Annotated in this window: 10 protein-coding genes; all 10 read right to left on the bottom strand. The window is 67.6% G+C overall.

The genetic code is table 11. From position 1 onward, the window contains the following. Positions 1-23 precede the first annotated feature (23 nt). The 10 genes from ACFXJL_RS09965 to ACFXJL_RS09920 all read right to left on the bottom strand — a co-directional run bounded on the left by ACFXJL_RS09965 (position 24) and on the right by ACFXJL_RS09920 (position 12,543). Positions 24-914: a hypothetical protein gene (locus ACFXJL_RS09965; RefSeq protein ID WP_358879023.1), complete on the bottom strand. Its 891-nt coding sequence runs from the start codon at positions 912-914 to the stop codon at positions 24-26. A 313-nt stretch (positions 915-1,227) separates the two neighbouring features. Then, positions 1,228-3,165: a TIGR03960 family B12-binding radical SAM protein gene (locus tag ACFXJL_RS09960; RefSeq protein WP_358879022.1), complete on the bottom strand. Its 1,938-nt coding sequence runs from the start codon at positions 3,163-3,165 to the stop codon at positions 1,228-1,230. Positions 3,166-3,322: 157 nt separating this feature from the next. Beyond that, the gene (locus tag ACFXJL_RS09955; protein ID WP_358879021.1) at positions 3,323-4,861 is read right to left on the bottom strand and encodes a CYTH and CHAD domain-containing protein; all 1,539 of its coding nucleotides are present in this window, start codon (positions 4,859-4,861) and stop codon (positions 3,323-3,325) included. 84 nt (positions 4,862-4,945) lie between these two features. Beyond that, a complete protein-coding gene (gene rodA, locus ACFXJL_RS09950) occupies positions 4,946-6,148 on the bottom strand; it encodes a rod shape-determining protein RodA (RefSeq protein ID WP_384639346.1) in 1,203 nt (400 codons plus the stop codon). Positions 6,149-6,151: 3 nt separating this feature from the next. Beyond that, the gene (mrdA, locus tag ACFXJL_RS09945) at positions 6,152-8,368 is read right to left on the bottom strand and encodes a penicillin-binding protein 2 (protein WP_358879019.1); all 2,217 of its coding nucleotides are present in this window, start codon (positions 8,366-8,368) and stop codon (positions 6,152-6,154) included. 22 nt (positions 8,369-8,390) lie between these two features. Then, positions 8,391-9,053, bottom strand: a complete 663-nt coding sequence (gene mreD, locus ACFXJL_RS09940) for a rod shape-determining protein MreD (protein ID WP_329018764.1) — start codon at positions 9,051-9,053, stop codon at positions 8,391-8,393. 13 nt (positions 9,054-9,066) lie between these two features. Next, entirely contained in the window at positions 9,067-10,218 is a 1,152-nt protein-coding gene (mreC, locus tag ACFXJL_RS09935; RefSeq protein ID WP_384690895.1) for a rod shape-determining protein MreC, read from the bottom strand. A gap of 143 nt (positions 10,219-10,361) precedes the next feature. Beyond that, positions 10,362-11,381, bottom strand: a complete 1,020-nt coding sequence (locus ACFXJL_RS09930) for a rod shape-determining protein (protein WP_250923579.1) — start codon at positions 11,379-11,381, stop codon at positions 10,362-10,364. Positions 11,382-11,633: 252 nt separating this feature from the next. Further along, a complete protein-coding gene (ndk, locus tag ACFXJL_RS09925; RefSeq protein ID WP_329018769.1) occupies positions 11,634-12,047 on the bottom strand; it encodes a nucleoside-diphosphate kinase in 414 nt (137 codons plus the stop codon). A 145-nt stretch (positions 12,048-12,192) separates the two neighbouring features. Next, entirely contained in the window at positions 12,193-12,543 is a 351-nt protein-coding gene (locus ACFXJL_RS09920; protein WP_329018773.1) for a DUF4233 domain-containing protein, read from the bottom strand. Positions 12,544-12,549: the final 6 nt, after the last annotated feature.

The following is a 12,549-nucleotide window of genomic DNA, read 5'->3' as shown; positions in this document are numbered from 1 at the left end:
ACCTGGGACTTCGCTGCGGGCCCTCACCGGCTGTTCCGCCCCCGCGGACGGACGGCTCCACGAACCGACCGCAGGGCCGATCGGGCCGATTGCCACGCCTCTGCGGCGGCAGTGCGGGCCGGGCGCCAGAAGTGGTCGCGCACCAACCGCCCGACCGGGGTGCAGATCGCGCGGTAGAACCAGCCGACGGGCGGCGCGAGAAGGGTGACGTAGATCCAGCGCAGCGCGGCGCCCAGGGCACGGGAGATGCGCCCGGCAACCTTCCAGGCGAAGCCGAGTGCCGAGCCCAGGAGCCCGAGCGCCGGGCGCAGGACATACCGCCAGAGCAGGGCGAGCGGTGGGGCAATCACCTGCTCGACCAGCCAGACGGTCGGACGTCCGACCAGATGGACGAGGCACCAGAGCAACCCCGCCCAACAGGTGCGCAGCAGCCAGCTGCTGCCTCGGCCGATCGGTGTGAGCACCCAGGTGTAGATCCACTGGAGGGGGATGATCAGCGCGTACCGCAGGAGGGGTACGGAGAGGCGGCCGATCCGGGTGAGAACCTCGCGGTAGAGCCAGATGAGGGGTGCCGCGATGCCGTAGGTGGCCAGGGGGACCAGCAGATAGCGCCAGAGGCCGACCCAGGGCCAGACGAAGACCAGTTTGGTCAGGACCACGAGCACCCATTTGAGTGCGCGGCCCAACGGTGCCAGTACGTGTTCGCCGAGCCAGCGCAGCGCGGGCCGCAGGGGCTCCAGCAGATGTCGACGCACTCCCCTGCCGAGCGCCGCCATCAGGTCCACCAACACCCTGATCGGAACGACGACGACCAGCACCACGATCCGCACGGGCAGGCGCACGGCGGCGCTGAGACAGCCGCCGTCACGCGGACCTGTGGCGGGTCTCCCCGACGTACCGGATATGCCACTCATGAGGACTGGTGCATCTCTGTGGGCTCCTGGGACCGGGGTGGGCGGGGATCTCGGGTGGTGCGCCTCGGCCCAAGGCGGCCGAAGGCCCGGTCACGGAGGTGATCTCCATGACCGGGCCTCGGACGGACGCCTTGGGAGACGAGGTGTTCGCGCTGCTCGGTTCCGATCGCCGATCTTCCGCCCAGGAGCGGTAAGCGAAGCGGCTGCTCTCAGTTCGGCGTGCCGAGTCCCCGAAGGACCTCGGCGCGCTCCGTCCCTGTTGTGCCGGCGAGCGTCGCAACCGTCCTATGGATTGGATCGCCGCTGGTCAGGGCTACTTCTTGACCGTCAGTGGAAGCAGCTTCTTGCCCGTCGGTCCGATCTGGATGTCCAGGTCGAGCTGCGGGCAGACTCCGCAGTCGAAGCACGGTGTCCAGCGGCAGTCCTCGACCTCGGTCTCGTCCAGGGCGTCCTGCCAGTCCTCCCAGAGCCAGTCCTTGTCCAGACCGGAGTCCAGGTGGTCCCAGGGCAGGACCTCCTCGTAGGTGCGCTCCCTCGTGGTGTACCAGTCGACGTCCACCCCGAACTCGGGCAGCGCCTTGTCCGCGCAGGCCATCCAGCGGTCGTAGGAGAAGTGCTCGCGCCAGCCGTCGAACCGTCCGCCGTCCTCGTAGACGGCGCGGATGACGGATCCGATCCTGCGGTCGCCGCGGGAGAGCAGGCCCTCCACGATGCCCGGCTTGCCGTCGTGATAGCGGAAGCCGATCGAGCGGCCGTACTTCTTGTCGCCACGGATCTTGTCGCGCAGCTTCTCCAGCCGGGCGTCGGTCTCCTCGGCGCTGAGCTGTGGAGCCCACTGGAAGGGGGTGTGCGGCTTGGGGACGAAGCCGCCGATGGAGACCGTGCAGCGGATGTCGTTGGAGCCGGACACCTCCCGGCCCTTGGCGATCACGTTGACCGCCATATCGCCGATCTGGAGGACGTCCTCGTCGGTCTCGGTGGGCAGGCCGCACATGAAGTACAGCTTCACCTGCCGCCAGCCGTTGCCGTAGGCGGTGGAGACGGTACGGATGAGGTCCTCTTCGGAGACCATCTTGTTGATGACCTTGCGCAGCCGCTCGGAGCCGCCTTCGGGGGCGAAGGTGAGTCCGGAGCGCCGTCCGTTGCGGGTCAGTTCATTGGCGAGGTCGACGTTGAAGGCGTCGACGCGGGTCGAGGGGAGGGACAGACCGATCTTGTCCTCCTCGTACCGGTCGGCGAGGCCCTTGGCGATGTCGCCGATCTCGGAGTGGTCGGCGCTGGAGAGCGAGAGCAGACCCACCTCTTCGAACCCGGTCGCCTTGAGGCCCTTCTCCACCATCTCGCCGATGCCGGTGATGCTTCGCTCCCGCACGGGGCGCGTGATCATGCCGGCCTGGCAGAAGCGGCAGCCGCGGGTGCAGCCGCGGAAGATCTCGACGGACATCCGCTCGTGGACGGTCTCGGCGAGGGGCACCAACGGCTGCTTGGGGTAGGGCCATTCATCGAGGTCCATGACGGTGTGCTTGGACACGCGCCAGGGCACGCCCGACTTGTTGGGGACCACACGACCGATACGGCCGTCGGGCAGGTACTCCACGTCGTAGAAGGCGGGCACATAGACACCGCCGGTCCTGGCGAGCCGGAACAGGACCTCCTCGCGACCGCCTGGACGACCCTCCGCCTTCCAGGCGCGGATGATCGCGGTCATGTCGAGGACCGCCTGCTCGCCGTCCCCGATGACGGCGCAGTCGATGAACTCCGCGATCGGCTCGGGGTTGAAGGCGGCGTGGCCACCGGCGAGGACGATCGGGTCGTCCAGTCCGCGGTCCTTCGCCTCCAGCGGGATGCCGGCGAGGTCGAGGGCGGTGAGCATGTTGGTGTAGCCGAGTTCGGTGGAGAAGCTGAGCCCGAAGACGTCGAACGCCTTGACCGGGCGGTGGCTGTCCACGGTGAACTGCGGTACGCCGTGCTCGCGCATCAGCGCTTCCAGGTCGGGCCAGACGCTGTAGGTGCGCTCGGCCAGTACGCCCTCGCGCTCGTTCAGTACCTCGTAGAGGATCATGACGCCCTGGTTGGGCAACCCGACCTCGTAGGCGTCGGGGTACATCAGAGCCCACGTGACGTCACAGCTCTCCCACTCCTTGACGGTCGAGTTGAGCTCACCGCCGACGTACTGGATGGGCTTCTGCACATGCGGGAGTAGAGCTTCGAGCTGGGGAAACACCGACGCAGCAGACTCAGCAGCAGACATCTCTGGACTTTCGTGGGCTGGCAGGGGGCGACTCTCTAGCGTAACGGCTTGGCGAGGGGCGCCCGCACGGCTCGATCAGGCACCCCAGACCGGGCCCCACCGGTGGTCTGGGGCCCGGATCAGGACGGGTGCGGCGATCGACGGACGGCTCCGCCGCTCACCCGTCCAGAACCCCGCCCAACAGTTCGGGCGACGCCTTCGCCCACACCTCGGGCAGTTTCCGCTCCAATTCGGCCGCGGCCCACTCCTCACGCCCGTACAGCAGGCCCCAGGCGAAGGCGGACTCACCCGCCGCATGGGCCTGGATCGCCAGGTTCCGCAGTGCCTCACGGGCCACCACGCTGTCCTGGTGGTCCCCGAGAACGGTCTGGACGGCCTTCATCCTCTTGGCGAAGCGCTTGGCCGGCTTGCCCAGCGCCGACTTCGCGGCCTCTCCCGCGTACCGGGCGCGCTTGGCCGCCTTGCGGGCCTCGTGGAGGGCGAGATCGCGTTCGTGGCCCGCGGGCAGCTCCAAGGCGTGGGCGATCCGCTCCGCCAACCGCCCGTAGTCCTTCGCCATGGCCTTGGGCAGCGCCTCCTCGGGGGGCTTTGCGGCAGCCTTCAGCAGGGGAGGTTCGGCCAGCAGCGCTTCCAGCGTCGCCAGCAGGGCGAGGTAGCGCTTGCTGTCGAGGGCCGTGATCGCCTTGCGGCGCGAGCCCGCACCGTGTGCCGCGGTGTAGATGCGCAACCGCCCCCGGACCGGGCCCAGCAGCAGGGTGCGGGGGATCTCGGCGATCCCCGCCCGCAGCCGCTCGGTGAGGACCTCCTGGTCACGGGCGACACCCAGCTCACCGGCCAACCACTTCAGCTCTTCCCCGATGGGGTCGGTGACGGTCCGGTCCAACACCTTGCGGAAGGAGCGGAAGGCACTGCGCAGCCGTCGGGTCGCGACCCGCATCTGATGGACCGCATCGGGCAGGTCACGCCGTACGCCGGGGTCGTACGCCAATAGGGCTACGACCTGTTCCCGCAGGTAGACGAGGATGTGATCACCCGCGGTCTGCGGCTCGGCCGATCGCTCTGCGCCCGTGTCGAGTGCGGCGCGCGGGGCGGCGAGACCGGTTTCATCGAGGGCGCGGGCGAGTTTGGAGGGCGAGTCGGCCGCTCGGATGCCGGCCTTGGTCAGCTTCTGTTCGACCGCGTCCAGGATCGCCGGGTCGGCGTCGTCGGCGAGCTCCACCTCGATCTCGTCCCAGGCGGCGGTTCGGCCCTCGCCGTCGTCGAGGCGTTCCGCACGGACCGCGTCCCGGCTCAGTTCGGCCAGGGGGTTCCCGGCCGCGTCGGTCAGCACCTGGATCCGTCGTGTGGATCGCAGCCGCACGACGGGGACGAGGTCGGCGCCGCGCACCCGGGCCCGAACCAGGGCGGCGAGGCTCCGCGGCAGCTCGTCGGACAGGGGTGCGCCGATCTCGTCGCGGACACCGGGGGCGACGGGGAGTTTGAGGTGCCAGCCGGCGTCGCTGCCACCTGTTCGGCGCCGCAGGGTGATGGAAGCCGCGGCGAGCCGTAGCTCGGCCGTGTCGTAGTAGACCGCGTCGAGCTCGGCGGTGCCGTGGTCGACGACGGCCGAGACTCCGACCACTTTGCTGAGTTTCGGGAGCTTGGTCTCGGGAGTGGCTTCGTACTTCCGCTCGATCTCGCGCTTGGTGTCCGCCATGAAAAGAATCTAGTTCGCCCGGGCCCGGTGCGGCAGCCCACACCGGGCACTATTTGGTCGGGCGGCGGACCGGGCGGTGTTCGCTCAGGCCGTTATCGGTCGCTGGACCCGGATGGATTGCAGCAGTCCGATCGCAACCCAGACGGCGAACATCGATGAGCCGCCGTAGGAGACGAACGGCAGTGGCAGTCCGGCCACCGGCATGATGCCGAGGGTCATGCCGATGTTCTCGAAGGACTGGAACGCGAACCAGGCGATGATGCCGGCAGCGACGATCGTCCCGTAGAGCTCCGTGGTTTCCCGGGCGATGCGGCAGGCCCGCCACAGGACCACCCCGAGCAGGACCAGGATCAGTCCAGCCCCGAGGAAGCCCAACTCCTCCCCTGCGACGGTGAAGACGAAGTCGGTCTGCTGCTCCGGCACGAACTGGCCCGTGGTCTGCGAACCCTTGAAGAGACCGGTGCCCACCAAACCGCCGGAGCCGATGGCGATCCGCGCCTGATTGGTGTTGTAGCCGACGCCGGCGGGGTCGAGTTCCGGGTTGGCGAAAGCGGCGAAGCGGTTGATCTGGTACTCGTCCAGCAGACCCAGCGCTGCGACCAGGAACGCTCCCGCCGCCGCACTGCCGATCAGCCCCAGGAGCCACCGGTTGGACGCACCCGACGCCATCAGCACGCCCAGCACGATCACGGCCATCACCATGACGGATCCGAGGTCCGGCATCAGCATGATGATCGCCATCGGCAGGGCGGCGAGGCCCAGCGACTTGGCGACCGTGCGGTGGTCGGGGTGGAGTTGATCGCCCGCATCCACCCGGGCGGCGAGCAGCATCGCCATCCCGATGATGATGGTGATCTTGGTGAACTCGGAGGGCTGGATGGAGAACCCGCCGCCGACGACGATCCAGGCGTGTGCGCCGTTGATGGTCGCGCCCAGGGGTGTCAGGACCAGCAGGATCAGCAGCACCGAGAGCCCGTACAGCACCGGGACCGCACCGCGCAGGGTGCGGTGTCCCAGCCAGATGGTGGCGATCATCAGCGCAAAGCCAATGCCGGTGTTCAGCACATGGCGGAAGAGGAAGTAGTAGGGATCGCCCTGGTTGAGTTCGGTACGGCCACGGGTGGCCGACCAGACCAGCAGCGCCCCGATGCCGGAAAGCGCGAGCGCAGAGAGCAGCAGCGGCCAGTCGAGACGGCGCACCACGGAGTCGCGGGCGGACATCTGGGACCAGAGCCCGCCGCGCTGCGGTCCGTATCCGGAGACGGAGAAGCCATGGGAGCCGGCCATGTCTCAGTCCCTCCGCGCGGGTGAGCCCGCGAGCAGTTGACCGTCCCGGCGGCTGTCGCCGGACGGCAGCGCGCCGGCGACGATCTGCTGGTTGGGGTCGAGCGGCTTGCGCGGCTTGTACGGCTTGATCGACGGGGCGTCGATGGTGCCGTCGGCCTGGATCTTGGGCAGGGACGTGAGCGGCTTGGGCATCAGGGCGCGCTTGAGGTCCTGGGTGCCCTTCTCGTCGAGTCCGTACATCGCCTCGTATATCTTCCGCACGGCCGGCCCGGAGGCACCGGATCCCGTACCACCCTGGGAGATCGTCATCACGATCGTGTAGTCGTCGGTGTAGGAGGCGAACCAGGAGGTCGTCTGCTTGCCGTAGACCTCCGCGGTACCGGTCTTGGCGTGCATCGGGATCTTGTCCTGGGGCCAACCGCCGAATCGCCAGGCGGCGGACCCGGAGGTGACGACTCCCGCGAGGGCATCGTTTATCTGCCGGTTCGTCTTCTTGTTCATCGGGAGCTTGCCGTGCGACTGCGGCTTGATCTCCTGGATGGACTTGCCGTCGGCGCTGACGATGGCCTTGCCGACGGTGGGGTTGTAGAGCTTGCCGCCGTTGGAGATCGCGGCGTAGATCGTGGCCATCTGGATGGGGGTGACGAGGATGTCGCCCTGCCCGATGGAGTAGTTGACGGAGTCACCCGCACGCATCCGATTGCCTTCGAGGCAGTTCTCGTACGCGATGCGCTCCAACTCGCTGCCGTCCCGCTTGCCGCTCTTGCACCAGCCGGACTTGTTGGCCTCCCAGAAGTCCTGCTTCCACTGGCGGTCGGGGATCCGGCCCGCGACCTCGTTGGGCAGGTCGACACCGGTCTCCTTGCCGAGGCCGAACTGGTGGGCCGTCTTGTAGAACCAGTCCTTCGGCTTCTTCTTCGGCGTGATGCCGCCGTCCTTGAGCCATTCGCGGTGCGCCAGGCCGTAGTAGACGGTGTCGCAGGAGACTTCGAGGGCCCGCCCCAGGTTGATGGAGCCGTACCCCTTGGACTCGAAGTTCTTGAACTCCCGGCCGCCGAAGGACAGCGACGAGGGGCAGGGGTAGTTGCCGGTGAAGGAGTATCCGGCGTTGACCGCCGCGGTCGAGGAGATGACCTTGAAGATGGAGCCGGGGGCCGCCTGCCCCTGGATCGCCCGGTTCAGCAGCGGGTAGTTGGAATCCTTGCTGGTGAGCTTGTTGTAGTCCTTGGCGGAGATGCCGCCCACCCAGGCGTTGGGGTCGTAGGTGGGCTGGGAGGCCATGGAGATGATGCGGCCCGTCTTGTTCTCCATCACCACGACCGCACCGGCGTCGGCCTTGTAGTTCTTGCCGGTGTTGTTCTTGTCGATCTCCTTGCGGGCGGCCTTCATGGCCCCGTTCAGTTCGTACTCCGCGACGGCCTGCACCCGGGCGTCGATGGAGGTGACGAGGTTGGCGCCGGGCTGGGCCTCGTCGCGGTCGGCCTCACCGATGACCCGGCCGAGGTTGTCGACCTCGTAGCGGGTGACTCCGGCCTTGCCGCGCAGCGCCTTGTCGTAGGTGCGCTCAAGACCGGAGCGTCCTACCTGGTCCGAGCGGAGGAACGGGGAGTCGGTGTCCTTGGCCTTTTGGATCTCGTCGTCGGTGACCGGCGAGAGGTAGCCCAGCACCTGGGCGGTGTTGGACTTGCCCGGCGCGGTGTAGCGGCGCACGGCGGTCGGCTCGGCGGTGATGCCGGGGAAGTCCTCGGCGCGCTCGCGGATCTGAAGGGCCTGCTGGGTCGTCGCCTCGTCGGTGACGGGGATGGGCTGGTACGGCGAGCCGTTCCAACAGGGTTGGGGGGTCTTGGCATCACAGAGCCGGACCTTGTCCTGGACTTCCTTGGGCTGCATGCCGAGGACGCCCGCGAGCCGGGCGAGGACGGCCTGGCCGTCATCCTTTATCTTCATCAGCTCGGTGCGAGAAGCTGAGACGACCAGACGGGTTTCGTTGTCGGCGAGCGGGACCCCGCGGGCGTCGAGGATGGCACCGCGGACGGCGGGTTGCACGACCCGCTGCACACCGTTGTTCTTCGCCTCGTCGGTGTACTCCTGGCCGTTGCGGATCTGGAGGTACCACAGCCGCCCGCCGAGGGTGAACAGCAGCGAGAAGACCAGTACCTGGATGACGACGAGTCGGATCTGGACCCGGGGGGTCCGCCCGGTCTCCGGGATGTTGCTCATGATGCGAGTGCCCCCTTCTGGATCACAGTCGCTTGACGCCCTTGATGCGGCCCGCTCGGGCGGCTCTGGTGCGCGCGGTCTTCATCCGCAGGCCGCCGCGCTGGCTGCCGATGCGCAGTCCGGTGCCGGAGGAGAGCCAGCCGGATGCGACGTCACCGCCGCTCTGGCTCTCGGCGAGCGGATCGTTCTCGGTGCGCCGGGCCAGGGCCATGATGAGCGGCACGGTGAACGGCGCGAGCAGCAGGTCGTAGACGGCCGCGGTGAACAGCAGGCTGACCAGGCCCACATGGCGGGCCGCGGTGTCCCCGACGAGGGCTCCGACCCCCGCGTACAGCAGGGTGGAGCCGATGGCCGCGCCCACCACGACCAGCATGGGTACGGTCGCGGACTTCAACTTGCCGTTCTCAGGACGAGCGAGCCCCGCGAGATAGCCGATCACACACAGGACCAGGGCGTATCGCCCGGCCGCGTGGTCGGCTGGCGGGGCGAGGTCGGCGAGGAGACCTGCGCCGAAGCCGATGAAGGCGCCCGCGGTGTGCCCGTACACCAGGGCCAGTCCGAGGACGACGAGCAGCAGCAGATCGGGAACCGCTCCCGGCAGTTGCAGCCGGGCGAGGACGGAGACCTGGATGACGAGCGCGACCACGACGAGGGTCGTCGAAAGAAGCATCCGGTTGAGACGCATGACGGATCAGCTCCTACTGCTGGTCGTTCTGGCCGTCGCCCTGGGCTTGGCCTTCGGTGCGGCCGGTGCCCTGCGTCTGCCCGTTGTTCACGCCGTTCTGGTCGTTCTGAGCGCTGTTCTGGTCATTCTGAACGCTGTTCTGGTCGTCCTGAGGGGTGTTCTGGTCGTCCTGGATGCTGTCGGTCCGGTCAGTCTGGGGCTCGGTCTGATCGTCGCCCTGTGCGTTGTTCTGCTCATTGCCCTGTGGGTCGTTCTGCCCGGGGTTGACCGTGACGGTGACCGTGGGCGTGGGCTTGGGCGCGGCGGGCTTCGGCGGCAGCACGGTGTCGCGCGGGTCCGTGCGCGGCGCCTGCACCACCACGCCCACGATGTCGAGCTTGCTGAAACCGACGTACGGATTCACATAGATGGTCCGGGTGAGGTCGCCCCCCGAGGGGTCGACCCGTACGACCTCGCCGATCGGCACACCGGGCACGAACGGCTTGGACGCCTGGGAGCCGAAGGTGACCAGGCGGTCGCCCTTCTTCACCTTCGCCTTGCCGTTCAGGAGCTGGACGGCGAGCGGGCGGTCGCCCTGTCCGGTGGCGAAACCGAGTTCGTCCGTCTTCTCCATGCGGGTGCCGACGGTGAAGTCGGGGTCGTTGGCGAGCAGTACGGTCGCCGTGTGCGGGCCGACCGTGGTGACGCGGCCGACGAGACCGTCGCCGTTGAGGACGGTCATGTCGCGCTGGATGCCCTCACGCGAACCGATGTCGATGGTGACGGTCCAGGAGAAGCCCTGCGCCGCTCCTATGGCAATGACCTCGGCGCCCTTGATCCCGTACTGACCGGCACCGGCCTTCTTCAGCATCTTGTCCAGCTCACGGGCCCGGCTGCGATTGCGGTCGTCGCTGCCGAGGCGGGCCTTCAGTTCTGCGTTCTCACGCTCCAGGGCGCTGATGCGGTCGTGCCGCCGCCCCGAGTCGCGTACGGCCCCGATGGCGTTGCCGACCGGGTCGACGGCTGCTGCGACCCCGTTCTCCACCGGTCCGAAGACGCCGGCGGCGGCCTGCCGGGCGCCATCGACGGGTGAGTCCTCGCCCCCGCGGATGTCCACCGTGATCAAAGCGAACGCGATGGCGATCAGCAGCACCAGGAGCAGCCGGCTCTCTCGTGTGTCCCTCACGTGCGGCGGCCGTGCCTTCCTCGTAGGAATGTGAGTGTCTGTATATCAACGATCAGCTGTACGGGACGGCAGGCACCCATACAGGCGGTCCCCCGGGGTCCTTCCGGACCCCAGGGGAAGATCGTGCCCCCCACGTCGACGAGCTATCGGCGCGGCTGCGCGTCCAGCACCTGCTGGAGCGCCTCGAACTCCTCCACGCACTTGCCGGAGCCGAGCGCCACCGAGTCCAGCGGGTTCTCCGCGATGTGGATGGGCATGCCGGTCTCGCGGCGCAGACGCTCGTCGAGACCGCGCAGCAGCGCACCGCCGCCCGTCAGGACGATGCCCCGGTCCATCACATCACCCGACAACTCGGGCGGGCACTTGTCGAGCGTCGTCTTGACCGCGTCGACGATCGCATTGACGGGTTCTTCGATCGCCTTGCGCACTTCGGTCGCCGAGATGACCACGGTCTTCGGCAACCCGGAAACGAGATCGCGACCGCGAATCTCGGTGTGCTCGTCCTGGTCGAGGTCATAGGCCGAACCAATAGTGATCTTGATGTTCTCGGCGGTCCGCTCACCGAGCAGAAGTGAATACTCCTTCTTGATGTGCTGGATGATCGCATTGTCCAGCTCATCGCCCGCCACGCGGATGGACTGCGCGGTGACGATGCCGCCGAGCGAGATCACCGCCACTTCGGTGGTTCCGCCGCCGATGTCGACGACCATGTTGCCGGTGGCTTCATGGACCGGGAGTCCGGAACCGATGGCCGCGGCCATGGGCTCCTCGATGATGTGCACCTGACGGGCGCCCGCCTGCGTCGACGCCTCGATGACCGCACGGCGCTCGACACCCGTGATGCCGGACGGCACACAGACGACGACACGCGGACGGGCGAGGTACCGGCGCTTGTGGATCTTCAGGATGAAGTAGCGGAGCATCCGCTCGGTGATCTCGAAGTCGGCGATGACGCCGTCCTTCAGCGGCCGGACGGCAACGATGTTGCCCGGTGTCCGACCGATCATCTTCTTCGCCTCAGCGCCGACCGCGAGGATGCCGCCCGTGTTGGTGTTGATGGCGACGACGGACGGCTCGTTGAGGACGATCCCCTTGCCCCTGACGTACACCAGCGTGTTGGCGGTCCCGAGGTCGACAGCCATATCACGGCCGATGAACGACATGTTGTTCCCCATGAGGATGCGTCTGGCCTTCCCAAATCGAAGCGTTGACTGCTTTTCAGGATGGCGAGGTGGGTGCTGTGGCGTGAGGCTCCATCGTAATGCCGCCTCCACGGACACGGCGCGGTGGTCCACCTCTATATAGGTGACGAGGTGTCGCAGCGATCCGTTCCCGCATTGCGTTCGCATATACCGAAGGGCGACCGAATTCCTTCGGTCGCCCCAGGTCATGAGCGCTGTTTGGCTGACGCCAAGTCAGGAAAGCCCCGGAAAGAAAATCTTCAGTTCCCGAATGGCGGACTCCTCGGAGTCCGACGCGTGGATCAGGTTCTCACGGACGATAGTGCCAAAGTCACCACGGATGGAACCGGGCGGAGCCGCAATCGGGTCCGTCGGGCCCGCGAGTTGCCGTACGCCCTCGATAACCCGCTCGCCCTCGACCACCAGAGCGACCACCGGACCGGACGCCATGAATTCGACCAGAGGCTCATAGAACGGACGTCCCACGTGCTCGGCGTAGTGCTGCTCCAGGATCTCCCGGTCCAGCGTCCGCAACTCCAACGCGGCGATCGTCCAGCCGGCCTTGGCCTCGATGCGGCCGATGATCTCGCCGACCAGTTTCCGCCTGACCGCATCCGGCTTGAGCAGGACGAGAGTGCGCTGGGTCATGGTGTAAGGCTCCTTGCAGGCATACATGTGCGGTGGTGTGAGGTTACAGGGGGCCACCGGAGTGATGTCACCGGGACCTGATTACCGATCAGGCGGTCCAGCGACGAACGGACCCGAGGGCCGTGACCGCGGCACAGCCGACGTGCTACGAAGCCTCCGGCTGCCCCTGCTGCGCAGCCCATCGCGCCTTCACCTCATCGATCTTCCGGCCGTAGTGGACCGACGCCCACCACAGACCCCCGAAGCACGCGCCCAGGAAGAACATCAACGGAACGACGAAGCCGCTGAGGACCAGCCCCACCTGGAGCGCCCAACCCAACTGCACACCGAGCGGGCGACCGAGCATCCCGCACAGCAACAAGGACAGGGCCATGGCCACACCGCAGACCGTCCACACCGTGGCCATGGACAGATCCGGGTCCTTCATCGCCACCAGACCCGCGAACCCGAGCAGGAAGAATTCACCGATCAGAGTGGACGCGCAGAGCATACGCATCAGATG

Origin of the sequence: Streptomyces sp. NPDC059256 (assembly GCF_042753785.1) — a bacterium.
In the GTDB taxonomy this organism is placed as follows: domain Bacteria; phylum Actinomycetota; class Actinomycetes; order Streptomycetales; family Streptomycetaceae; genus Streptomyces.
This window is presented reverse-complemented; position numbering and strand designations above follow the sequence as displayed.

Excerpts from the sequence above, each read along its gene's own strand:
- mrdA (WP_358879019.1), bottom strand. The coding sequence starts at position 8,368 with ATGAGCAACATCCCGGAGACCGGGCGGACCCCCCGGGTCCAGATCCGA.
- ACFXJL_RS09930 (WP_250923579.1), bottom strand. The coding sequence starts at position 11,381 with ATGTCGTTCATCGGCCGTGATATGGCTGTCGACCTCGGGACCGCCAAC.
- ACFXJL_RS09960 (WP_358879022.1), bottom strand. The coding sequence starts at position 3,165 with ATGTCTGCTGCTGAGTCTGCTGCGTCGGTGTTTCCCCAGCTCGAAGCT.
- mreD (WP_329018764.1), bottom strand. The coding sequence starts at position 9,053 with ATGCGTCTCAACCGGATGCTTCTTTCGACGACCCTCGTCGTGGTCGCG.
- ACFXJL_RS09965 (WP_358879023.1), bottom strand. The coding sequence starts at position 914 with ATGAGTGGCATATCCGGTACGTCGGGGAGACCCGCCACAGGTCCGCGT.
- ndk (WP_329018769.1), bottom strand. The coding sequence starts at position 12,047 with ATGACCCAGCGCACTCTCGTCCTGCTCAAGCCGGATGCGGTCAGGCGG.
- ACFXJL_RS09920 (WP_329018773.1), bottom strand. The coding sequence starts at position 12,543 with ATGCGTATGCTCTGCGCGTCCACTCTGATCGGTGAATTCTTCCTGCTC.
- ACFXJL_RS09955 (WP_358879021.1), bottom strand. The coding sequence starts at position 4,861 with ATGGCGGACACCAAGCGCGAGATCGAGCGGAAGTACGAAGCCACTCCC.
- rodA (WP_384639346.1), bottom strand. The coding sequence starts at position 6,148 with ATGGCCGGCTCCCATGGCTTCTCCGTCTCCGGATACGGACCGCAGCGC.